Below are 19,195 nucleotides of genomic sequence, written 5' to 3'. Positions count from 1 at the left end.
CGGAAATGGACAAGCGTCCTTCGCAGCCGTGTCTTTATCGGCGCCGTCTTTCTGACTAGGCTTTCATCATTCGCCGCTTGCACTTCTGTCTCTGAAGCAAGTGGTGGCCGTGCCTGAGTTTCTTCCTGACAATTTGGCCATGCCTCCGACAGGAGCATGGGGAGACGGAGTGTACGCATGAAAAGCCATGCCAAGGTCGTCGTTATCGGAGGCGGTGTCGTCGGTTGTTCGGTGCTCTATCACCTGACGAAATTCGGCTGGACCGATGCCGTGCTGCTTGAACGATCGGAACTCACCTCCGGCTCCACCTGGCACGCGGCCGGCGGCATGCACACGATCAACGGTGACCCGAACGTCGCCAAGCTGCAGAAATATACGGTCGAGCTCTACAAGGAGATCGAGGCGTATTCCGGCCAGGATGTCGGCCTGCACATGACCTCCGGCATGATGCTCGCCGCCACCAAGGAACGTTTCGACTGGATGAAGTCGATCCTTGCCAAGGGCCGCTACATGGGGCTCGAAGCCGAGCTTTTGACGCCCAGGGAAGCGCATGACCTGATGCCGCTGCTCGATCCCGACCAGTTCGTCGGTGCGGTGTTCGATCCGGTCGAGGGGCATCTCGATCCCTATGGCACGACGCATGCCTATGCCAAATCGGCGAAGAAGAACGGTGCGGAGATCTATCTGCACACCAAGGTCGAGGATCTGGTGCAGCGGGAAGACGGTTGCTGGCGGGTGATCACCAACCAGGGCGAGATTGTCGCCGAGCATGTCGTCAACGCCGCCGGCCTCTGGGCCCGCGAGGTGGGGCGCATGGTGGGGCTGGAGCTGCCTGTGCTCGCTATGGAGCACATGTATCTCATCACCGAGGACATGCCCGAGGTCATCGAGTTCAACCAGACGCGCGGCAAGGAGCTGATGCACTGTGTCGATTTCGACGGCGAGATTTATCTCCGCCAGGAGCGGAACGGCATGCTGATGGGCACCTATGAGAAGGCGTGTCGTCCGTGGTCGCCCGTCACGACGCCCTGGGACTTCGGCCATGAACTTCTCGCCGAGGACATCGACCGTATCTCGCCCGAACTCGAGGTCGGCTTCCGGCACTTCCCGGCCTTCAACAAGGCCGGCATCAAGAAGATCATCAACGGTCCTTTCACCTTCTCGCCGGACGGTAACCCGCTGGTCGGCCCGGTGCGGGGCTTGAGGAATTTCTGGTCGGCCTGCGCCGTCATGGCCGGATTCAGCCAGGGTGGCGGCGTCGGCCTGGCGCTTGCCAACTGGATGATCCATGGCGACCCCGGCTTCGACGTCTTTGCCATGGACGTTTCGCGCTACGGCGATTTCGCCACGCTTGCCTATACCAATGCCAAGGTGCGCGAGAACTACTCGCGTCGCTTCTCGATCCGTTATCCGAACGAGGAGCTGCCGGCGGCAAGGCCTCTGTTGACGACGCCGATCTACGACCGGCTGAAGGCTGCGGGCGCCGTCTTCGGCGCGTCCTACGGGCTTGAAACGCCGCTGTGGTTTGCACCCGAAGGCGTGAAGGACGCCTTCTCCTGGCGCCGTTCGACCGACTTCGAGACGGTGGGCGCGGAGGCCCGGGCCGTGCGCGAAGGCGTCGGCCTGATGGAGACATCGGGCTTTGCCAAATATGCGATCACCGGCAAGGGCGCTGAAGCCTGGCTCGACCGCATGCTTGCCTGCCGCATCCCTGAGGTCGGGCGCATGGCATTGGCACCGATGCTGAAGGAGGACGGCAAGCTGATCGGCGACTTCACCCTTGCCAAGCTCGGCGAGGGGGATTTCCTGCTTGTTGGATCCGGCATAGCCGAGGACTACCACATGCGCTGGTTCGAGGCGCATCTGCCTGCGGACGGCTCGGTGACGCTGAAGGCGTTGAAGCTGGAGCTGGTGGGCCTGTCGATCGCCGGGCCGAAGGCGCGCGATGTGCTTGAAAGCCTGACCCATCTCGATGTCTCCGACGCCGATTTCCCGTTCATGGACATCCGCCGGATGGATCTCGGCATGGCGCCCGCGCTCGTCGGCCGCGTCAGCTACACCGGCGATCTCGGCTACGAGATCTGGATGAAACCGGAGCACCAGCGTTATCTCTTCGAACTGCTGATGGAGAAGGGGGCGGCTTCCGGGATCCGTTTGTTCGGCCTGAGGGCGCTGAATGCATTGCGCGTCGAAAAATCCTTCGGCAGCTGGGCGCGCGAATATCGTCCGCTCTATGGCCCGGTCGAGGCTGGGCTCGGCCGTTTCGTCGCGACCGGCAAGGATGCGGATTTCATTGGCAAGGCGGCGGCCGTGAAGGAGAAGGCGGATGGCGGCGCGATGCGGCTGCGGACCTTCGTGCTCGATGCGAGGGATGCGGACGTCATCGGCGACGAGCCCATCTATCTCGACGGTGTCGTGCGCGGCTGGGTGACATCGGGCGGCTATGCGCATGCAAGTGGGGTTTCGGTCGCCATGGGCTACGTGCCCAAGGAGATCGCCGACCGAAGCGATGGCTGGTCGATCGAACTCTTGGGTGAGATCCTGCCGGCCCGTCTTCAGCCGCATCCGCTGTTCGATTCGAACGGTCAGCGCATGCGCGCCTAAGCATTCGAGGTGTAATGCAGACCGAAGTGGCTGTCGAAGCTTCATAGAATACCCGACGCTTTTACGACTAAAGTTGATGCTTTCGCGGGCGAAAGCTGCGAAAGATTTGATTTTTCTGGCTGTAAAAGCGTCAAATCGATTTTATCGAGGAAGTTTTTGGCGAAGTCGCGTTTTTTAGCTTTCCTTTTCGTTTGAAAGAGGTATGGAATCGAGCAAACACAGCGCTCAACAATGAGCTCAAAAAACAAGAGACCGGACCGTTATGGATCTGGTCCAGGGGAAGATTGATGGAGTATTTCGTCCAGCAGCTCGTCAACGGGCTGACTCTTGGGTCTATTTATGGTATGATCGCAATCGGTTATACCATGGTCTACGGCATCATTGGCATGATCAACTTCGCCCACGGCGATATCTTCATGCTCGGCGGCTTTGCTGCTTTGATTGTCTTTCTTATTCTCACAACATTCATCGGGGGCGTCCCGGTTGTACTTGCTCTCCTGCTGATGATGATCGTCGGCATGCTGACCGCAGGTCTCTGGAACTGGACGATCGAGAAAGTGGCCTATCGGCCGCTGCGCGGTTCGTTCCGGCTTGCGCCGCTGATCACCGCGATCGGCATGTCGATTGCGTTGTCGAACTTCATCCAGGTGACGCAGGGCCCGCGCAACAAGCCGATCCCGCCGCTCGTCTCTTCGGTCTACGAAGTCTTCGGCATCACCATCTCGCTGAAGCAGATCATCATCATCGTCATCACGGCGGCTCTGCTTTCGATCTTCTGGTACATCGTCAACAAGACGCCGCTCGGCCGTGCCCAGCGCGCGACCGAACAGGACCGCAAGATGGCGGCGCTGCTGGGTGTTGACGTCGACCGCACCATCTCGGTGACCTTCATCATGGGTGCAGCACTCGCTGCCGTCGCCGGCACGATGTATCTGATGTATTATGGCGTCGTCGTCTTCACCGACGGTTTCGTGCCTGGCGTCAAAGCGTTCACCGCGGCCGTTCTCGGCGGCATCGGATCGCTGCCGGGCGCCGTTCTCGGCGGACTGTTGATCGGGCTCATCGAGTCCCTCTGGTCGGCCTATTTCACCATCGACTACAAGGACGTCGCGACCTTCTCCATTCTCGCCATCGTCCTGATCTTCAAGCCGTCTGGCATTCTCGGACGACCGGAAGTCGAGAAGGTATAATTCCATGGCAAACATTGCTTCTACGACTGCAAGCGCCGGCACTGACGTGACGGCGCGGGCCCTGCGCGAGGCTGTCTTCGCGGGCCTGATTTCGCTCGGCCTTTTCGTGCTGTTCGTCGGTCTCAAGTCCGACCAGAACATCCGCAACGAGCTGATCCTCAACCAGCGCTGGGGACTGCTGGCGATCTTCGTGATCGTCGCTGCCGTCGGCCGCTTCCTGATGGTTGCCTATGTCCAGCCGGCCATGGCTCGGCGCAAGGCCGCCAAGGCCGAGGCCGAGGATGCGGTGAAGGAGGAGACCTTCTTCAGCCGCAACTTCTCCAAGCTCGCGATTGCGTTCCTGCTCATCTATCCGCCGCTCGTCGTCGCGATCTTCGGCGTCCAGGGCTCGCTGAAGTGGGTCGACAATTTCGGCATCCAGATCCTGATCTACGTGATGCTGGCCTGGGGGCTCAACATCGTCGTCGGCCTCGCTGGCCTGCTGGACCTGGGTTACGTCGCCTTCTACGCGGTCGGTGCCTACTCCTACGCCCTGCTGTCGACCTATTTCGGCCTGTCCTTCTGGGTTCTTCTTCCGGTCGCCGGCATTCTCGCCGCCTTCTGGGGCATGATTCTCGGCTTCCCGGTCTTGCGTCTTCGCGGTGACTATCTGGCGATCGTGACGCTCGCCTTCGGTGAAATCATCCGACTGGTGTTGATCAACTGGACCGAAGTGACGAAGGGTACCTTCGGCGTCTCCGGTATCGCCAAGGCGACGCTGTTCGGCATCAAGTTCGATGCCTCGAAGGACGGATTTGCAGCAATGATGGGCCTGCCGATGTCGTCGGCCTATTACAAGATCTTCCTGTTCTATCTGATCCTGGCACTTGCGCTGCTCACGGCTTACGTGACGATCCGGCTGCGCCGCATGCCGATCGGCCGCGCCTGGGAAGCGTTGCGCGAGGACGAGATCGCCTGCCGCTCGCTCGGTATCAACACGGTGACGACCAAGCTCACCGCCTTTGCGACGGGCGCCATGTTCGGCGGCATCGCCGGCTCGTTCTTCGCGGTGCGCCAGGGCTTCGTGTCGCCCGAATCCTTCGTCTTCCTGGAATCCGCGGTCATTCTCGCGATCGTGGTTCTCGGCGGCATGGGCTCGCTCACCGGCATCGCGGTCGCTGCGGCCGTCATGATCGGCGGCACCGAAATCCTGCGCGAGCTTTCCTTCCTGAAGATGGTCTTCGGACCGGACTTCACACCTGAACTCTACCGTATGCTGATCTTTGGCCTGGCCATGGTCGTCGTCATGGTCTGGAAGCCGCGCGGCTTCGTCGGATCACGCGAACCGACAGCCTTCCTGCACGAACGCAAGGCAGTCTCCGGCAGCTTCACAAAGGAAGGGCACGGTTGATGGCCCGCGAGACAACGACAATGACAAAAGACCCCATTCTCAAGGTTGAGCACCTGTCGATGCGCTTCGGCGGTCTCATGGCCATCAACGACTTCTCCTTCGAAGCCTATCGCGGTGACATCACCGCGCTGATCGGCCCGAACGGAGCGGGCAAGACCACGGTGTTCAACTGCATCACCGGCTTCTACAAGCCGACGATGGGCATGATCACGATGAAGCAGAAGGCCGGCAAGGAATACCTGCTGGAGCGTCTGCCCGACTTCGAGATCACCAAGCTCGCCAAGGTAGCGCGTACCTTCCAGAACATCCGGATGTTCTCCGGTCTGACGGTGCTCGAAAACCTGCTCGTCGCGCAGCACAACAAGCTGATGCAGGCATCCGGCTACACCTTCCTCGGTCTGCTCGGCTTCCCGGCCTACCGCCAGGCATCGCGCGAGGCGATCGAACTTGCCAAGCACTGGCTGGAAAAGGCGTCGCTAATCGACCGTGCCGACGATCCGGCCGGCGATCTCTCCTATGGCGCCCAGCGTCGTCTCGAGATCGCGCGTGCCATGTGCACCGGGCCCGAGCTTCTCTGCCTGGACGAGCCGGCCGCCGGTCTCAATCCGCGCGAGTCTCTGGCGCTCAACGAATTGCTGAAAAGCATTCGCGCCGATACCGGCACGTCGATTCTTTTGATCGAACACGACATGTCCGTGGTCATGGAGATCTCCGACCACGTGGTGGTCCTGGAATATGGACAGAAGATTTCCGACGGCACACCGGATTTCGTGAAGAACGATCCGAGGGTCATTGCGGCCTATCTGGGTGTCGAGGATGAAGAGGTTGAAGAGGTGATCGAACAAATCGAGGAAATCGAAGGCGGGCAGGGGGGCACCCACTGATGACGGCGCCACTTCTCCAAGTCAAAGCCGTCGAGACCTACTACGGCAACATCCGGGCGCTCAGCGGGGTCGATGTCGAAGTTCACCGTGGTGAAATCGTCTGCCTGATCGGTGCCAACGGTGCCGGCAAGTCGACGCTGATGATGACCATCTGCGGCAGCCCGCAGGCGCGCACCGGTTCGGTCTTCTTCGAAGGTCAGGACATCACCCGTATGCCGACGCACGAGATCGCCCGGCTGCGTATTGCGCAATCGCCTGAGGGTCGGCGCATCTTCCCGCGCATGACCGTGTTCGAAAACCTGCAGATGGGCGCCAGCCTCGACAACCTGAAGCACTTCGACCAGGACGTGGAAAAGGTGTTTACGCTTTTCCCGCGCCTGAAGGAGCGCCAGGCGCAGCGCGGCGGCACGCTTTCGGGCGGTGAGCAGCAGATGCTGTCGATCGGCCGCGCGCTGATGGCCCGGCCGAAGCTTTTGCTTCTCGACGAGCCGTCGCTCGGTCTCGCACCGCTGATCGTCAAGGGCATCTTTGAAGCGATCAAGAAACTCAACAAGGAGGAGGGGCTGACGGTCTTCCTCGTCGAGCAGAACGCCTTCGGCGCGCTCAAGCTTTCGGACCGCGGCTACGTGATGGTGAACGGCCGGGTGACGATGAGCGGTTCCGGCAAGGAACTGCTCGCCAATCCGGAAGTGCGCGCGGCCTATCTCGAAGGCGGCCGTCATTGACCGGCCGCATCTGGAGCAAGTGACATGCAGGGAATTCTCTACGAAGAAGTGTCGATCTGGCAGTTTCTTTTCATAAGCTGCGTGCTCGGCGGCTGGACCGCTTGGCGCACGGGCAAGAGCGTGGCTGAAAGCTGGGAAGGCATGCCGCGGCTCATCCTCTACGTGGCGTTGCTGGGACTGGGGATCCGTTTCGTCCACCATGCGCTGTTCGAAGGCACCATGTTCAGCCTGCAATACTATATCGTGGACACGATCGTACTTTTGTTGTTTGCTACCGCAGGTTTCCGGTACTACCGGACCAAGCAAATGACCAATAACTACTATTGGCTCTATGAGAAGGCTTCGCCTTTCTCCTGGAAAGCCAAATAAAGGGAACAGCGCGCGCCGGCCGCCGCGGCCGGTGCGAAAGAAACACCGGCGCAACTATGGTGGGCATTGCGCAGGTTGGTAACGAGACCCGCTCGAATAATTGGGAGTAACAAGATGAAAAAGTCTCTTCTGTCGGCGGTCGCGCTGACGGCTATGGTTGCCTTCAGCGGCAGCGCCTGGGCTGATATTCTCGTTGGTGTCGCCGGCCCGCTGACTGGCCCGAACGCCGCTTTCGGTGCACAGCTCCAGAAAGGTGCAGAGCAGGCCGCCGCTGACATCAATGCCGCTGGCGGTATCAATGGGGAACAGATCAAGGTTGTGCTCGGCGACGACGTTTCGGATGCCAAGCAGGGCGTTTCGGTTGCCAACAAGTTCGTTGCTGACGGTGTGAAGTTCGTTGTCGGTCACTTCAACTCGGGCGTGTCCATCCCGGCTTCTGAAGTTTACGCCGAAAACGGTATCCTGCAGGTAACCCCGGCCTCCACCAACCCGCAGTTCACCGAGCGCGGTCTCTGGAACACGTTCCGTACCTGCGGCCGTGACGACCAGCAGGGTGCGGTTGCCGGTGCCTACCTCGCTGCCAACTTCAAGGACGCGAAGATCGCGGTCATTCACGACAAGACCCCCTATGGTCAGGGCCTTGCCGACGAAACCAAGAAGTCGATGAACGAAGCTGGCCTCACCGAAGCCCTCTATGAAGGCATCAACACCGGCGACAAGGACTTCTCGGCGCTGATCGCCAAGATGAAGGAAGCCGGCGTTTCGATTGTCTACTACGGCGGTCTGCACACCGAAGCCGGCCTGATCATGCGCCAGATGAAGGACCAGGGCCTCAAGGCTACCCTGATGTCGGGCGACGGTATCGTTTCGAACGAACTGGCCTCGATCGCCGGCGACGCCGTTGACGGCACGCTGATGACGTTCGCTCCGGATCCGCGCAAGAACCCGGCTGCCAAGGACCTCGTCGAGAAGTTCCGCTCTGCCGGCTTCGAACCGGAAGCCTACACGCTCTACGCCTACGCCGCTCTCCAGGTCATCGCCGAAGCTGCCAAGGCTTCCGGCGGCAACGACCCGCAGGCAGTGGCCGAAGCCATCAAGGCAAAGGGTCCGTTCAAGACCGCAATCGGCGAACTCGGCTATGACGAAAAGGGCGACATCACGCGTCCGGACTACGTCATGTACACCTGGAAGAAGGGTGACGACGGCAAGTACAACTACTTCCAGAACGAGTAGTTCTGATTTCGGACCTTGTGTCCGACTGGTTGGGGCCCGGCGAGCAATCGCCGGGCTTTTCTTTTGGTGACGCTTGGCGCAGCGGTCTATTATTTCAATAGCGTGTCTCTGAGCGACGAGACTTCGGCGCGCAGTCGCTCGAGATCGCCGGGGCCGAGCTTTGTCGCTTCGCCAAGGTTGCGGGGCACGTCGATTGCCTTCTGCCGCAGCGCCTTGCCCATCTCGGTCAATTGCACCCGGACCTGCCGCTCGTCCCGGGGACACCAGAACACCTATGACTCGATCGTCGCCTTCTCGCAGACCGACTTTACCGAGGACCTGAAGAAGTTCGACGTCCCGACCTTGATCATCCATGGCGACGACGACCAGATCGTGCCGATCGATGCGACTGCACGGGCCTCGAAGACGCTGGTGCCGCATGCGGAGCTCAAGGTCTATGCCGGCGCCCCGCACGGCATCACCGACACGCACAAGGACCAGCTCAACGCCGACCTGCTCGCCTTCGCCAAGGCCTGACATGTCCGAAGCCCGAGAAGAGGCGCCCGCAACGGCGCCTCTTTTTTGCTTTTCGTGATAGGTGTTTCGCTTGTTGAGATAGCTGTCGCGTCGCGCCGTTTCGTGCACTATCTCGCAGCGATTCTGATCCGGAGGCAGGCATGAGCTCGAAACCCCGCATTCTCGTCACCCGTCGTTGGCCGGCGGCGGTGGAGCAGGTGCTTGCCGAACGCTTCGACGTCACCTTGAACGAAGGGGACGTGCCTCTGACGGCTGCAGAACTGGCTGAAGCACTCCGGACCTATGACGCCGTTCTTCCGACAGTTTCTGATCGACTTCCGGCCGACCTCTTCGCCGGTGGCGGCCTCCGCGCGAAGATCCTCGGCAACTATGGCGTCGGCTACAATCACATCGACGTCGCGGCCGCCAAGGCTGCCGGCATCGTCGTCGCCAACACGCCCGGCGTTCTCACAGATTGCACCGCCGACATCGCCATGACGTTGCTGCTTGCGGTCGCTCGGCGGGCAGGCGAGGGCGAGCGGCAGGTACGGGCCGGCGAATGGAGTGGATGGCGGCCGACCCACATGATCGGCGGCAAGGTCACCGGCAAGACGCTCGGCATCATCGGCTTCGGCCGCATCGGCAAGGCCATGGCCAAGCGCTGTCATTTCGGCTTCGACATGGATATCGTCTTCTACAATCGCTCGCGCATCGACCCGGCCGAGGCAAGCCGCTACGGTGCGCGTCAACTCGACACGGTCGAGGACGTATTGAAGGTTGCAGACTTCGTGTCGCTCCATTGCCCCGGCGGCGGCGAAAACCGTCACCTGATCAACGCCGAACGGCTGGCGCTGATGAAAAAGGGCGCCTACCTCGTCAACACGGCGCGGGGTGATGTGATCGACGAGCCGGCGCTGATTGCGGCGCTCGAAAACGGCGTCATCCGCGGCGCCGGGCTCGATGTCTTCGAGGCGGAGCCGAACGTGCCGGAACGTCTGCGCGGGCTCGAAAATGTCGTGCTGCTTCCACATCTCGGCAGTGCCACGGAGGAGACGCGCGTCGCCATGGGCATGAAGGTGGTCGACAATATCACGGCGTTTTTCGACGGTCGCGAGCCGCCGGATCGGGTGGCGTAGGCGGTTGCCCGTTTTCTGCGCAGGGCCTGCACGGAAATGCGGCATGCTGGCGATTTTCTTTGCAAAACAATAACTTGACTTGTCGTGCCGCGATGCGGACGATAGCGCCAAGATAAGGCGATCGCGCCCATGGGCGCCGCGTCGAGAATGAAGGACACCGCTTAGCGGTCTGACATGGACAAGGCAGCACGCATCGCCCCGCAGCGGGCCTGGGGCAAGGGACGGCTGGTCGCCAAGGCGGCGCTCGGCCACAGCCGCATTGCCGAACTCTACCAGGAAGGCTGCGCCAAGATCCGCCTGCCAAAGACCTTCGACACCTCGATGGAGGCAGTGCTCATCAATTCCTCCGGCGGCCTCACCGGCGGCGACCGCATGGTCTGGGAGGTCGCGGCGGGGGCTGGAACCGATGTGACGGTGACGACGCAGGCCTGCGAGAAGATCTATAAGGCGAGCGCCGATACCGTCGAAATGAAAACGCGCATCGAGGTTGCCGCCGGCGCGCGTGTCGACTGGTTGCCACAGGAGACGATCCTCTTCGACCGTGCCTCGCTATCGCGCTCGCTGGAGGTGGAGCTTGCTGCCGACGCGACGTTTCTCGCGGTGGAAGCGGTTCTGCTCGGTCGCAAGGCGATGGGCGAGGCGGTTGAAACCGGGCTCTTCCGCGATCGCTGGCGTATCCGCGTCGAGGGCAAGCTGCTGCATGCGGACAATCTGGCGCTATCAGGAGAGGTCGCGCGCCTCAGTCAGCGCAAGGCGGTGCTCGATGGTGGGGCCGCCTTCGCCACGCTGCTCTATGTCGGTCCCGACTGCGAGCCCCTGCTGCCGCGTCTTCGGTCGCTCGTCGATGGCGCAGCGGGCGTCGGCATCAGCCATTTTCAGGTCCATGGCCGCGACAAGTTGGTTGCCCGCTTCGTGGCGCCGGATGGCTTCGCGCTCAGAAAAATCCTCATCCCGGTTATTTCGCACTTGCGCAAGCAGAAGACTGTGCCGAAAGTCTGGGTTCTCTAGCTCGTTTCACATTTTTATTTGAAACAGTGAAATGATCTAACGCATTGAAACTTTGTAATTCCTGGCGGAAGATCGCTTCGCAGATTTCCAGGGAATTGCTTCACGAACAACCGGTGGCGACGCATGAATCTTACCCCGCGCGAGAAAGATAAACTGCTGATTTCGATGGCGGCCATGGTCGCCCGCAGGCGCCTGGAGCGCGGCGTGAAACTCAACCATCCCGAAGCGATCGCGCTGATCACCGATTTCGTCGTCGAGGGCGCGCGCGACGGGCGCTCGGTTGCCGAACTGATGGAGGCGGGCGCCCAGGTGCTGACGCGCGATCAGGTGATGGAGGGAATCCCCGAGATGATCCACGACATCCAGATCGAGGCGACGTTTCCTGACGGGACCAAGCTCGTCACCGTGCACGAGCCGATCCGCTAAGCTTGAGGTGAGTACGTGGCTTGTTGGCGCAGGGTGCCTGAGGCCTGAACGCGGGATAAAAGCATGCGGCCGGCCGAGGGCGGCTTGAGGAGAAGACCATGATCCCAGGAGAAATCATTGCTGCGGCCGGAGAGATCGAGCTCAATGCCGGTCTCGACACGGCGACGATCGAGGTTGCCAACACCGGCGACCGCCCGATCCAGGTCGGCAGCCACTATCACTTCGCCGAAACCAATGCGGGGCTGCAGTTTGACAGGAAAGCAGCCTACGGCTGCCGGCTCGACATTCCCGCCGGCACGGCCGTGCGGTTCGAGCCGGGCCAGACGCGCCAGGTGACGCTGATACCGCTTTCCGGCAAGCGCGAGGTCTATGGCTTCCGCCAGCAGGTGATGGGCAAGCTATGAGAGTGCTGCCGGTTCTCGGTTTGCTTCTGGTGCTTGCCACCCCGGCGCTCGCCGAGGATGAGCCGGACGTGGATTGCGCGAATGCGATGGCTCAGCCGGATCTGAATGACTGCGCCTACCGGGAATACGAAGCGGCGGACGCGGAACTGAATGCGGTCTACAGGCAGGCGATGACGGCGGCGCAGAAGGTCGACAAGGAGCTGGAAGGCGCCGATATCGGCGCGGTCGAGGCGCTGAAGACGGCGCAGCGCGCCTGGATCGGCTATCGCGACGGACAATGCGAGCTGGCCGGTTTCCAGGCCCGAGGCGGCCAGGCGGAGCCGATGCTGGTTTCAGGCTGCCTTGCCCAGCTCACGCAGAAGCGTACCGCCGAACTCAACGAATTTCTCGAAGCTCAAGGGAACTGACCGTTGCAGGCTCGCCGCGTCATCATGATCGTGGGCAATGGCGAGGTGCCTGACGGCGCCGGCGCAACGATCGATGCCGCCGATCTGGTCGTGCGCTTCAACGATTGCCGCTCTGTCGGCTCCGGTGGCCACAGGACCGATATCGTCGCGGTCTGCAATACCGGACGCCCGGGGATTTCCATGCTCGGCGGTGGTCGCTGGAAGACGAATGCCGCCGTGCGCCAGGCGCGGGAGATATGGTGCGTTCGCTCCGGCGCGAAGTTTGCCGCCATGCGGGCCGGGCTTGCGGAAACGCATCCGGATCTCGACGATTTCTGCGACGATTACACTGTCGGTTTCGAGAGCTTCGCCCGTTCGACCAACCGCGGTTTTCGCGTCGTCCCGGTCGATGTGCACGACCAGGTGGAGCAGGATCTCGCCGGCTTTTCGCCGGCCCCTTATGTCGTTCCATCGAGCGGGATGATCGTCATTGCCGATGTGCTCGCGCATCTTGCGACACCCGACGACGAGGTCGTTCTTGCCGGCTTCGGCCATGTCGGCTGGGAATGGCATCCCTTCGCCGCCGAGCGCCGCCATGTCGATGCGCTTGCAGCCAGCGGCCGTCTTCGCCGCCTCCATCCCATTTCTACTTCGTCCCAAGGAGCCTGAACCATGCCCTACAAGATGTCGCGCGCGGCCTATGCCAACATGTTCGGCCCGACGGTCGGCGACAAGGTGCGGCTCGCTGATACCGAACTTTTCGTCGAGGTGGAGAAGGACTTCACGACCTATGGCGAGGAGGTGAAGTTCGGTGGCGGCAAGGTCATTCGCGACGGCATGGGGCAGAGCCAGGCGACACGCGCCGAGGGCGCCGTCGACACCGTCATCACCAATGCGCTGATCGTCGATCACTGGGGCATCGTCAAAGCGGATATCGGCCTCAAGGACGGACGCATCGCCGGCATCGGCAAGGCCGGCAACCCGGACACGCAACCGGGCGTCACCGTCATCGTCGGTCCCGGCACGGAGGTCATCGCGGGCGAAGGCAAGATCATCACCGCGGGCGGCATGGACAGCCACATTCATTACATCTGCCCGCAACAGATCGAGGAAGCGCTGGTGAGCGGGCTTACGACCATGCTTGGTGGCGGCGCCGGGCCGGGCCATGGCACGCTCGCCACCACCTGCACCTCCGGTCCCTGGCATCTCGCCCGCATGATCGAGGCTGCCGATGGCTTCCCGATGAACATCGCCTTTGCCGGCAAGGGCAATGCGTCGCGGCCGGGCGCGCTGGTGGAAATGGTGCTCGCCGGCGCCACCTCGCTGAAGCTACATGAGGACTGGGGCTCGACGCCAGCGGCGATCGATTGCTGCCTCGGTGTCGCCGACGAATACGACGTGCAGGTGATGATCCATACGGACACCTTGAACGAGAGCGGCTTCGTCGAGGATACGATCGCGGCGATCAAGGGCCGCACCATCCATGCCTTCCACACGGAAGGGGCCGGCGGCGGCCACGCGCCCGACATCATCAAGATCTGCGGCCAGCCGAACGTCATTCCGTCCTCGACCAACCCGACGCGGCCCTACACCAAGAATACGCTTGCCGAGCATCTGGACATGCTGATGGTCTGCCATCACCTGTCGCCGTCGATCCCCGAGGACATCGCCTTTGCCGAGAGCCGCATCCGCAAGGAGACGATCGCCGCCGAGGACATCCTGCATGATATCGGCGCCTTCTCGATCATCTCGTCTGACAGCCAGGCCATGGGCCGCGTCGGCGAAGTGGCGATCCGCACCTGGCAGACCGCCGACAAGATGAAGCGTCAGCGCGGGCCGCTGCCGCAGGAAACCGGCGACAACGACAATTTCCGGGTGAAGCGCTATATCGCCAAATACACGATCAATCCGGCGATCGCCCACGGCCTCAGCCATGAGATCGGCTCCATCGAGGTCGGCAAGCGCGCCGATCTCGTCCTCTGGAACCCAGCCTTCTTCGGTGTGAAGCCCGACTTCGTGCTTCTCGGCGGCTCGATCGCGATGGCACCCATGGGCGATCCGAATGCCTCCATCCCGACGCCGCAGCCGGTGCACTACCGGCCGATGTTTGCCGCCTACGGCAAGAACCGCACGAGTTCGTCTGTAACCTTCGTGTCGCAGGCCTCGCTCGACGCCGGCCTTGCCGCCAAGCTCGGCGTTGCCAAGCAGCTTGTGGCGGTCCGCAACACCCGTGGCGGCATCGGCAAGGCATCGATGATCCACAACAACCTCCTGCCGCATATCGAGGTCGATCCGGAGACCTATGAGGTGCGCGCCGACGGTGAGCTTCTGACCTGCGAGCCGGCGACGGTCGTGCCGATGGCACAGCGCTATTTCCTGTTCTGAACAAGCAGGGACAGGGAATGAAGCGTGGCCTGAAATGGGCTTTCTTCGGCTTACTGGCGGCGATACTTGCCATCGTTGCCGGAACCTTGCTGCCGCGGCCGCTCCTGCCGGTTTCCGCCTCTGCGGCGGGAGCAGGGGGCACGCGCATCCTTCTGCTTTCCGGCCCGATCCACACGGACATCGCCATACCCCTGACGGACGAGATTCGAGCGCGGTTCGGCTTTGTCGAGGCGGCCGGCGTGCCGCTTGCGCATCCGCAGGCTGAATGGCTGATCTTTGGCTGGGGCGGGCGGTCCTTCTATCTGGAAACGCCGACCTGGTCTGAGCTGAAGCCCGGGCCCGTGTTCAAGGCGCTGACCGTCGATCGCTCGGTGATGCATGTGGATATCGCCGGTCGGATCGTCGAGCCGCAGGCTGCCGTCACCGGCTTCGAGCTGGACGAAGCGGGATACGATCGGCTGCTCGGCTTTATTGCCGAAAGCTTCACCCGCGAGGCCGGAGCTGTCGTTTCGATCGAGGGTTTTTCCTACAACGGCAACGACCGCTTCTTCGAGGCCGGAGGCAGCTTCAACGCGCTTTTCGGCTGCAACACATGGACGGCGCGGGCGTTGCGTGAGGCGGGCTTGCGAACGGGCCTGTGGAACCCGGTCCCGCCAAGCCTCGGGTTGTCGCTGCGGCTCCATAATTGAGCAAGGATTGGCAGGCAGTGATTGGCAGGCAGCAGCCATGCGGCCACCGCATGGCTGCCATGCTCGCATGTGAATTGGGGCCTTTCGTGCTGCGTCGCAGCGCAATATCCGATAGGAAGACGGCCGACCTTCCTCGGTTGCCAGCAATCCTCCCAAGACCTGCCGACCGAGAGCTGCGCCAGAGCGGTTTGCGGTTCTCCGCATGTATCCCGCTCTAACTTACAAGAGACGATCACGTTCATGATTTTGGTCGAACCGATCCCAAATCATCGTGGTCCAAAGGAGATGACGATGCTTGGCAGAAAAGTACCCGCTGTAACGTTCCGCACCCGCGTTCGCGACGAGGCCGTTGGCGGCTCGAACCCGTTCCGCTGGGAGGACGTGTCCTCCGACGATTACTTCGCAGGCAAGCGCGTCGTGCTGTTCTCGCTGCCGGGCGCGTTTACGCCGACCTGCTCGACCTTCCAGCTGCCCGATTTCGAAAAGCTGACGGCCGATTTCCGCGCCGAGGGCGTTGACGAAATCTACTGCATCTCGGTCAATGACGCTTTCGTCATGAACGCCTGGGGCAAGTCCCAGAGCCTCGAAAACGTCAAGCTGATCCCGGACGGTTCGGGCGAGTTCACCCGCAAGATGGGCATGCTCGTCGCCAAGGACAATCTCGGCTTCGGCATGCGCTCCTGGCGCTACGCTGCCGTCGTCAACAACGGCGTTGTCGAGCAGTGGTTCGAGGAAGAGGGCTATTCCGACAACTGCGACAGCGACCCCTATGGCGTTTCCTCGCCGCAGAACATTCTGGAGACGCTGAAGTCCCAGAAGCTCGCCGCCTGATGGCAGCCTATCGTTCCTGATTGGAAAGAGCCCGAAGATCGGATCCGGTCTTCGGGCTTTTTCTTGCGCGGTACAGCCGCCGCAAGCGCCTGAAAAGCCGCACCCGCCGCTGGCGCCAGGGCTTTTTCTTGCTAAAGTAGCCGGCAGAAAAGATATCGAGGGTTCAATGGTTTACATTATCGCCTACCTGACCGCACACCCCGGCAAGGGGGATGAGGTAGTGTCGCTCGCAGCACCGCTGATCGAGGCCACCCGGCGCGAGGCCGGCTGCATCACCTATGATCTCTACCGCAAGCCGGCCGAGCCCGACGCGCTGGTTTTTGTCGAAACCTGGAAGGACAAGGCAGCCGTCGACGCGCATTTCGAGGAACCACATCTGAAGGCCTTTCAGGCGGCGATGGCCGACCTGCTCGTCGAGGCGCGCCTCGAGCTCGTGACGCCGGAAAAGGTCGAGGTTCTCTGACGATGCCCTATCGTTCGACAGAGGTTCTCTCGCCGGGGCCGGCCGATATTGCGCCGCTTCATAGCGTGACATTGACGCACGACGCGCGGCATCTGCGCCGCAAGTTGCTGCATCTCGAAAACGACGATGTGGTGATGCTGGATCTCAAGGAAGCGGTTATGCTTGCCGATGGCGACCTCCTGGTGCTCGAAGGCGGCGGCCATATCCGCATCGCTGCCGCGCCCGAGGCGCTCTACGAGATCCGCCCGCGCGACGCGATGCATCTGATCGAGCTTGCCTGGCATCTCGGCAATCGCCACTTGCCGGCACAGTTCGAAGAGAGCCGCATCCTGATTGCCCGCGATCCGGTGATCCGCCAGATGCTCGAAGGCCTGGGCGCGGCGGTGAACGAGGTTTCGCTGCCTTTCCATCCGCTGCGCGGCGCCTACCATGCCGGCGGCCACAATCATGGCCATAATCATCACCACCATGGCTGAGCGGGTCGACACGCAAGCGCTGCTTCGCCTCGTGACATGGATGTCGCCGGCCTTTCCGGTCGGCGCGTTTTCCTATTCCAGCGGGCTTGAGCAGGCGGTTCACGACCGTCTGGTGAGCGACGCCGGCGAGCTTCGCAACTGGCTGGAGGCGGTCATCTCTCTGGGCTACGGCTGGAACGATGCGCTGCTTCTGGCCGAGAGCTATCGCGCCGTGAACGACCATGCCCGGCTGGCTGCGGCGGCAGAGCTTGCCGAAGCCCTGGCGGGAGGCCGCGAGCGCCATATGGAAACGATGCTGCAGGGCCAGGCGTTTCTGGCAGCGGCGCGCTCGTGGCCGCATCCGGTTCTCGATGCGCTGCCTGAGAGTGTCGCCTATCCGGTCGCAGTCGGTGCCGTCGCCGGCGCTCATGAAACGGGCCTCGAGCCGGCGCTTGCCGCCTATCTCAACGCCTCGGTCTCGAACGCCGTCTCGGTGGCGATCCGTTGCGGCGTGACCGGCCAGCGCGATGGCGTCGGCATCATTGCAGCACTCGAACCGGTCATCGCGGCGACAGCCGTCAAGGCCGCAGGCGCCTCGCTCGACGATCTCGGCTCGGCCACGATGACAGCGGATATTTCGTCGCTCAGACACGAGAGCCTGCATTCGCGGCTCTTCCGTTCGTAACTCATAGAACTGCGCAATTTCGGACGGAAACTGTCTCACGCTTCCCTGGAATTGCTTCCACCTTGAAAGGACATCCAGATGGCATCGAAGAACGGTCCCCTTCGCGTCGGCATTGGCGGGCCGGTGGGCTCGGGCAAGACGGCGCTGACCGACAAGCTTTGCAAGGCGATGCGGGAGAAGTACTCCGTCGCCGTCGTCACCAACGATATCTACACCAAGGAAGATGCCGAGGCGTTGGTGCGCATGCAGGCGCTACCGTCCGATCGCATCGTCGGGGTGGAGACCGGTGGCTGCCCGCATACGGCGATCCGCGAGGACGCCACGATCAATCTGCAGGCGATCGCTGATCTCAACCGCCGTATCCCCCATCTCGATGTCGTCTTCATCGAATCCGGCGGTGACAATCTTGCGGCGACCTTTTCGCCTGATCTCGCTGACCTGACGATCTATGTCATCTCGGTCTGCCAGGGCGAGGAAATCCCGCGCAAGGGCGGGCCGGGCATCACCAAATCGGACTTTCTGGTCATCAACAAGAAGGATCTGGCGCCCTATGTCGGGGCCGATCTCGACGTGATGCAGCGGGATGCGACGCGCATGCGGGCGGAAAAGCCCTTCGTCTTTACCGACATGAAGCGCGGCGACGGCATCAACCGGATCGTCGATTTCCTGACGCTGCACGGCGGCCTCTGACGCCGTCCGCTTTTGTTGCTTCTGGCGCCTGAACCTTCGTCAACGCGTCAGAAGCGCTCCAGCGCCTGCCGGTCGTGGATCTCGATGACGCGGCCCTTGACGGTGACGCCGGAGCGGCGAAGGGCCGAGAAGGCGCGAGACAGTGCCTCGGGCGCCAGGCCCAACTTGCCGGCCAGCACATTCTTCTGGAAGGGCAGGCGGAAGGAAAAGTTGGTGATGCCATCGGGGCAATTGCCGAGGATATAGCTCGCGACCCGCTGCGGTGCCGTGAGCAGCCGGTCTTCGGCCAGGCAATCCTCCGCCATTTGCGCGTGCCGGCACAAAAGCTGCATCAGTGCGTCGGCGATCTCGGGCGTCTGTTCGGCCAGCTTGCGAAGCCTGCGGCTGTCGATGCGCGCAAGCATCGTCGTCTCGATCGCCTGGGCGTTGGCGGTGGCGCGGTTGCCAAGGAACATGGCGCTTTCGCCGAACAGCTCGCCTTTCGGGAAGACGGCGATATCCGCCTCGCGCCCGTCCTTGCCCAGCCGGTAGAGCCGCACCAGACCGGAGAGGACCAAGAAGACTTGATCCAGTGCCTCGCCCTGGCCAAAGAGGATGTCGTGCTCCTCGTGTGTGGAAACCACGACATCATCGAGAATGGCGCTCGACGCCGCCGCCGGCAGCTTTTCGAAAAAGCAGGAGCCGAGCAGCACCGCCCTGTCGTTCGAGTTCAATCGCAACGTCTTCATCGTACCCGTCCTGAGTAAA

Annotated in this window: 22 protein-coding genes and 1 pseudogene; 21 read left to right on the top strand and 2 right to left on the bottom strand. The window is 62.1% G+C overall.

Annotated elements, in window-relative coordinates; translation table 11 throughout:
* The first annotated feature begins 177 nt into the window (after positions 1 to 177).
* The 7 genes from IB277_RS33200 to IB277_RS33170 all read left to right on the top strand — a co-directional run bounded on the left by IB277_RS33200 (position 178) and on the right by IB277_RS33170 (position 8,395).
* Positions 178 to 2,604 carry an FAD-dependent oxidoreductase gene (locus IB277_RS33200; protein ID WP_090298242.1) on the top strand — a complete coding sequence of 809 codons (2,427 nt, stop codon included), beginning with the start codon at positions 178 to 180 and terminating at the stop codon, positions 2,602 to 2,604.
* 287 nt (positions 2,605 to 2,891) lie between these two features.
* Entirely contained in the window at positions 2,892 to 3,794 is a 903-nt protein-coding gene (locus IB277_RS33195) for a branched-chain amino acid ABC transporter permease (protein ID WP_034798833.1), read from the top strand.
* A gap of 4 nt (positions 3,795 to 3,798) precedes the next feature.
* Entirely contained in the window at positions 3,799 to 5,184 is a 1,386-nt protein-coding gene (gene livM, locus IB277_RS33190) for a high-affinity branched-chain amino acid ABC transporter permease LivM (protein WP_060520354.1), read from the top strand.
* Positions 5,184 to 6,068 carry an ABC transporter ATP-binding protein gene (locus IB277_RS33185; RefSeq protein ID WP_090298237.1) on the top strand — a complete coding sequence of 295 codons (885 nt, stop codon included), beginning with the start codon at positions 5,184 to 5,186 and terminating at the stop codon, positions 6,066 to 6,068. The genes livM and IB277_RS33185 overlap by 1 nt, the downstream gene beginning before the upstream one ends.
* On the top strand, positions 6,068 to 6,793 hold the full coding sequence (locus IB277_RS33180) for an ABC transporter ATP-binding protein (protein WP_034798827.1): 726 nt from the start codon (positions 6,068 to 6,070) through the stop codon (positions 6,791 to 6,793). The genes IB277_RS33185 and IB277_RS33180 overlap by 1 nt, the downstream gene beginning before the upstream one ends.
* Before the next feature lie 24 nt (positions 6,794 to 6,817).
* On the top strand, positions 6,818 to 7,162 hold the full coding sequence (locus tag IB277_RS33175) for a DUF6867 family protein (protein WP_034798825.1): 345 nt from the start codon (positions 6,818 to 6,820) through the stop codon (positions 7,160 to 7,162).
* A 114-nt stretch (positions 7,163 to 7,276) separates the two neighbouring features.
* Complete coding sequence (locus IB277_RS33170; protein ID WP_034798823.1) at positions 7,277 to 8,395, top strand: branched-chain amino acid ABC transporter substrate-binding protein; 1,119 nt, start codon at positions 7,277 to 7,279, stop codon at positions 8,393 to 8,395.
* Between the two features lie 89 nt (positions 8,396 to 8,484).
* On the opposite strand, the gene IB277_RS38755 is transcribed toward IB277_RS33170, so the two are convergent.
* Positions 8,485 to 8,616 (bottom strand): hypothetical protein, encoded by a 132-nt coding sequence (locus IB277_RS38755; protein ID WP_256436363.1) that lies wholly within the window; start codon positions 8,614 to 8,616, stop codon positions 8,485 to 8,487.
* A 37-nt stretch (positions 8,617 to 8,653) separates the two neighbouring features.
* Here IB277_RS38755 and IB277_RS33165 point away from each other — a divergent pair.
* From IB277_RS33165 to ureG, 14 genes and pseudogenes are all read left to right on the top strand, one after another.
* Positions 8,654 to 8,911, top strand: a pseudogene (locus IB277_RS33165) (alpha/beta fold hydrolase); the annotation flags it as partial.
* A gap of 140 nt (positions 8,912 to 9,051) precedes the next feature.
* Positions 9,052 to 10,026, top strand: a complete 975-nt coding sequence (locus IB277_RS33160; RefSeq protein WP_090298234.1) for a D-glycerate dehydrogenase — start codon at positions 9,052 to 9,054, stop codon at positions 10,024 to 10,026.
* 174 nt (positions 10,027 to 10,200) lie between these two features.
* The gene (locus tag IB277_RS33155) at positions 10,201 to 11,034 is read left to right on the top strand and encodes an urease accessory protein UreD (protein WP_090298231.1); all 834 of its coding nucleotides are present in this window, start codon (positions 10,201 to 10,203) and stop codon (positions 11,032 to 11,034) included.
* Positions 11,035 to 11,157: 123 nt separating this feature from the next.
* On the top strand, positions 11,158 to 11,460 hold the full coding sequence (locus IB277_RS33150) for an urease subunit gamma (RefSeq protein ID WP_034794185.1): 303 nt from the start codon (positions 11,158 to 11,160) through the stop codon (positions 11,458 to 11,460).
* Positions 11,461 to 11,558: 98 nt separating this feature from the next.
* Positions 11,559 to 11,864 (top strand): urease subunit beta, encoded by a 306-nt coding sequence (locus IB277_RS33145; RefSeq protein ID WP_034794182.1) that lies wholly within the window; start codon positions 11,559 to 11,561, stop codon positions 11,862 to 11,864.
* Positions 11,861 to 12,271 (top strand): lysozyme inhibitor LprI family protein, encoded by a 411-nt coding sequence (locus IB277_RS33140; RefSeq protein WP_090298228.1) that lies wholly within the window; start codon positions 11,861 to 11,863, stop codon positions 12,269 to 12,271. The genes IB277_RS33145 and IB277_RS33140 overlap by 4 nt, the downstream gene beginning before the upstream one ends.
* 3 nt (positions 12,272 to 12,274) lie before the next feature.
* Positions 12,275 to 12,919: a Urease operon accessory protein gene (locus tag IB277_RS33135; protein WP_083523655.1), complete on the top strand. Its 645-nt coding sequence runs from the start codon at positions 12,275 to 12,277 to the stop codon at positions 12,917 to 12,919.
* Between the two features lie 3 nt (positions 12,920 to 12,922).
* Positions 12,923 to 14,635: an urease subunit alpha gene (ureC, locus tag IB277_RS33130; protein ID WP_034794169.1), complete on the top strand. Its 1,713-nt coding sequence runs from the start codon at positions 12,923 to 12,925 to the stop codon at positions 14,633 to 14,635.
* 17 nt (positions 14,636 to 14,652) lie between these two features.
* Positions 14,653 to 15,324: a TIGR02117 family protein gene (locus tag IB277_RS33125; protein ID WP_060582410.1), complete on the top strand. Its 672-nt coding sequence runs from the start codon at positions 14,653 to 14,655 to the stop codon at positions 15,322 to 15,324.
* A 291-nt stretch (positions 15,325 to 15,615) separates the two neighbouring features.
* Positions 15,616 to 16,155, top strand: coding sequence for a peroxiredoxin (locus IB277_RS33120; protein ID WP_034794163.1), 540 nt, complete (start codon positions 15,616 to 15,618; stop codon positions 16,153 to 16,155).
* Between the two features lie 166 nt (positions 16,156 to 16,321).
* Positions 16,322 to 16,618 (top strand): putative quinol monooxygenase, encoded by a 297-nt coding sequence (locus tag IB277_RS33115; protein ID WP_034794161.1) that lies wholly within the window; start codon positions 16,322 to 16,324, stop codon positions 16,616 to 16,618.
* 2 nt (positions 16,619 to 16,620) lie between these two features.
* Positions 16,621 to 17,094 carry an urease accessory protein UreE gene (gene ureE / locus IB277_RS33110; protein WP_060582411.1) on the top strand — a complete coding sequence of 158 codons (474 nt, stop codon included), beginning with the start codon at positions 16,621 to 16,623 and terminating at the stop codon, positions 17,092 to 17,094.
* Positions 17,087 to 17,758 carry an urease accessory protein UreF gene (locus IB277_RS33105; RefSeq protein WP_060518926.1) on the top strand — a complete coding sequence of 224 codons (672 nt, stop codon included), beginning with the start codon at positions 17,087 to 17,089 and terminating at the stop codon, positions 17,756 to 17,758. The genes ureE and IB277_RS33105 overlap by 8 nt, the downstream gene beginning before the upstream one ends.
* A gap of 78 nt (positions 17,759 to 17,836) precedes the next feature.
* Complete coding sequence (gene ureG / locus IB277_RS33100; protein WP_192372768.1) at positions 17,837 to 18,448, top strand: urease accessory protein UreG; 612 nt, start codon at positions 17,837 to 17,839, stop codon at positions 18,446 to 18,448.
* A 47-nt stretch (positions 18,449 to 18,495) separates the two neighbouring features.
* Here the strand turns inward: ureG and IB277_RS33095 are convergent, their stop codons facing one another.
* Positions 18,496 to 19,176 carry a Crp/Fnr family transcriptional regulator gene (locus IB277_RS33095; RefSeq protein ID WP_034794150.1) on the bottom strand — a complete coding sequence of 227 codons (681 nt, stop codon included), beginning with the start codon at positions 19,174 to 19,176 and terminating at the stop codon, positions 18,496 to 18,498.
* Between the last annotated feature and the right edge of the window lie 19 nt (positions 19,177 to 19,195).

The organism is Ensifer sp. ENS07, assembly GCF_014852185.1.
Taxonomy (GTDB): Bacteria; Pseudomonadota; Alphaproteobacteria; order Rhizobiales; family Rhizobiaceae; genus Ensifer; species Ensifer adhaerens.
Note: the sequence above shows the minus strand (reverse complement) of the source record. Positions and strands in the feature narration are given on the sequence as shown.

What these genes read in the sequence shown, in the direction of transcription:
- IB277_RS33140 (WP_090298228.1), top strand. Translation starts at nt 11,861, where the DNA reads ATGAGAGTGCTGCCGGTTCTCGGTTTGCTTCTGGTGCTTGCCACCCCG.
- IB277_RS33200 (WP_090298242.1), top strand. Translation starts at nt 178, where the DNA reads ATGAAAAGCCATGCCAAGGTCGTCGTTATCGGAGGCGGTGTCGTCGGT.
- IB277_RS33120 (WP_034794163.1), top strand. Translation starts at nt 15,616, where the DNA reads ATGCTTGGCAGAAAAGTACCCGCTGTAACGTTCCGCACCCGCGTTCGC.
- IB277_RS33160 (WP_090298234.1), top strand. Translation starts at nt 9,052, where the DNA reads ATGAGCTCGAAACCCCGCATTCTCGTCACCCGTCGTTGGCCGGCGGCG.
- IB277_RS33095 (WP_034794150.1), bottom strand. Translation starts at nt 19,176, where the DNA reads ATGAAGACGTTGCGATTGAACTCGAACGACAGGGCGGTGCTGCTCGGC.
- IB277_RS33105 (WP_060518926.1), top strand. Translation starts at nt 17,087, where the DNA reads ATGGCTGAGCGGGTCGACACGCAAGCGCTGCTTCGCCTCGTGACATGG.
- IB277_RS33175 (WP_034798825.1), top strand. Translation starts at nt 6,818, where the DNA reads ATGCAGGGAATTCTCTACGAAGAAGTGTCGATCTGGCAGTTTCTTTTC.
- IB277_RS33195 (WP_034798833.1), top strand. Translation starts at nt 2,892, where the DNA reads ATGGAGTATTTCGTCCAGCAGCTCGTCAACGGGCTGACTCTTGGGTCT.
- IB277_RS33185 (WP_090298237.1), top strand. Translation starts at nt 5,184, where the DNA reads ATGGCCCGCGAGACAACGACAATGACAAAAGACCCCATTCTCAAGGTT.
- IB277_RS33180 (WP_034798827.1), top strand. Translation starts at nt 6,068, where the DNA reads ATGACGGCGCCACTTCTCCAAGTCAAAGCCGTCGAGACCTACTACGGC.
- IB277_RS33155 (WP_090298231.1), top strand. Translation starts at nt 10,201, where the DNA reads ATGGACAAGGCAGCACGCATCGCCCCGCAGCGGGCCTGGGGCAAGGGA.
- IB277_RS33125 (WP_060582410.1), top strand. Translation starts at nt 14,653, where the DNA reads ATGAAGCGTGGCCTGAAATGGGCTTTCTTCGGCTTACTGGCGGCGATA.
- ureG (WP_192372768.1), top strand. Translation starts at nt 17,837, where the DNA reads ATGGCATCGAAGAACGGTCCCCTTCGCGTCGGCATTGGCGGGCCGGTG.
- IB277_RS33150 (WP_034794185.1), top strand. Translation starts at nt 11,158, where the DNA reads ATGAATCTTACCCCGCGCGAGAAAGATAAACTGCTGATTTCGATGGCG.
- livM (WP_060520354.1), top strand. Translation starts at nt 3,799, where the DNA reads ATGGCAAACATTGCTTCTACGACTGCAAGCGCCGGCACTGACGTGACG.
- ureC (WP_034794169.1), top strand. Translation starts at nt 12,923, where the DNA reads ATGCCCTACAAGATGTCGCGCGCGGCCTATGCCAACATGTTCGGCCCG.
- IB277_RS33145 (WP_034794182.1), top strand. Translation starts at nt 11,559, where the DNA reads ATGATCCCAGGAGAAATCATTGCTGCGGCCGGAGAGATCGAGCTCAAT.
- IB277_RS33170 (WP_034798823.1), top strand. Translation starts at nt 7,277, where the DNA reads ATGAAAAAGTCTCTTCTGTCGGCGGTCGCGCTGACGGCTATGGTTGCC.
- IB277_RS33115 (WP_034794161.1), top strand. Translation starts at nt 16,322, where the DNA reads ATGGTTTACATTATCGCCTACCTGACCGCACACCCCGGCAAGGGGGAT.
- IB277_RS38755 (WP_256436363.1), bottom strand. Translation starts at nt 8,616, where the DNA reads ATGGGCAAGGCGCTGCGGCAGAAGGCAATCGACGTGCCCCGCAACCTT.
- ureE (WP_060582411.1), top strand. Translation starts at nt 16,621, where the DNA reads ATGCCCTATCGTTCGACAGAGGTTCTCTCGCCGGGGCCGGCCGATATT.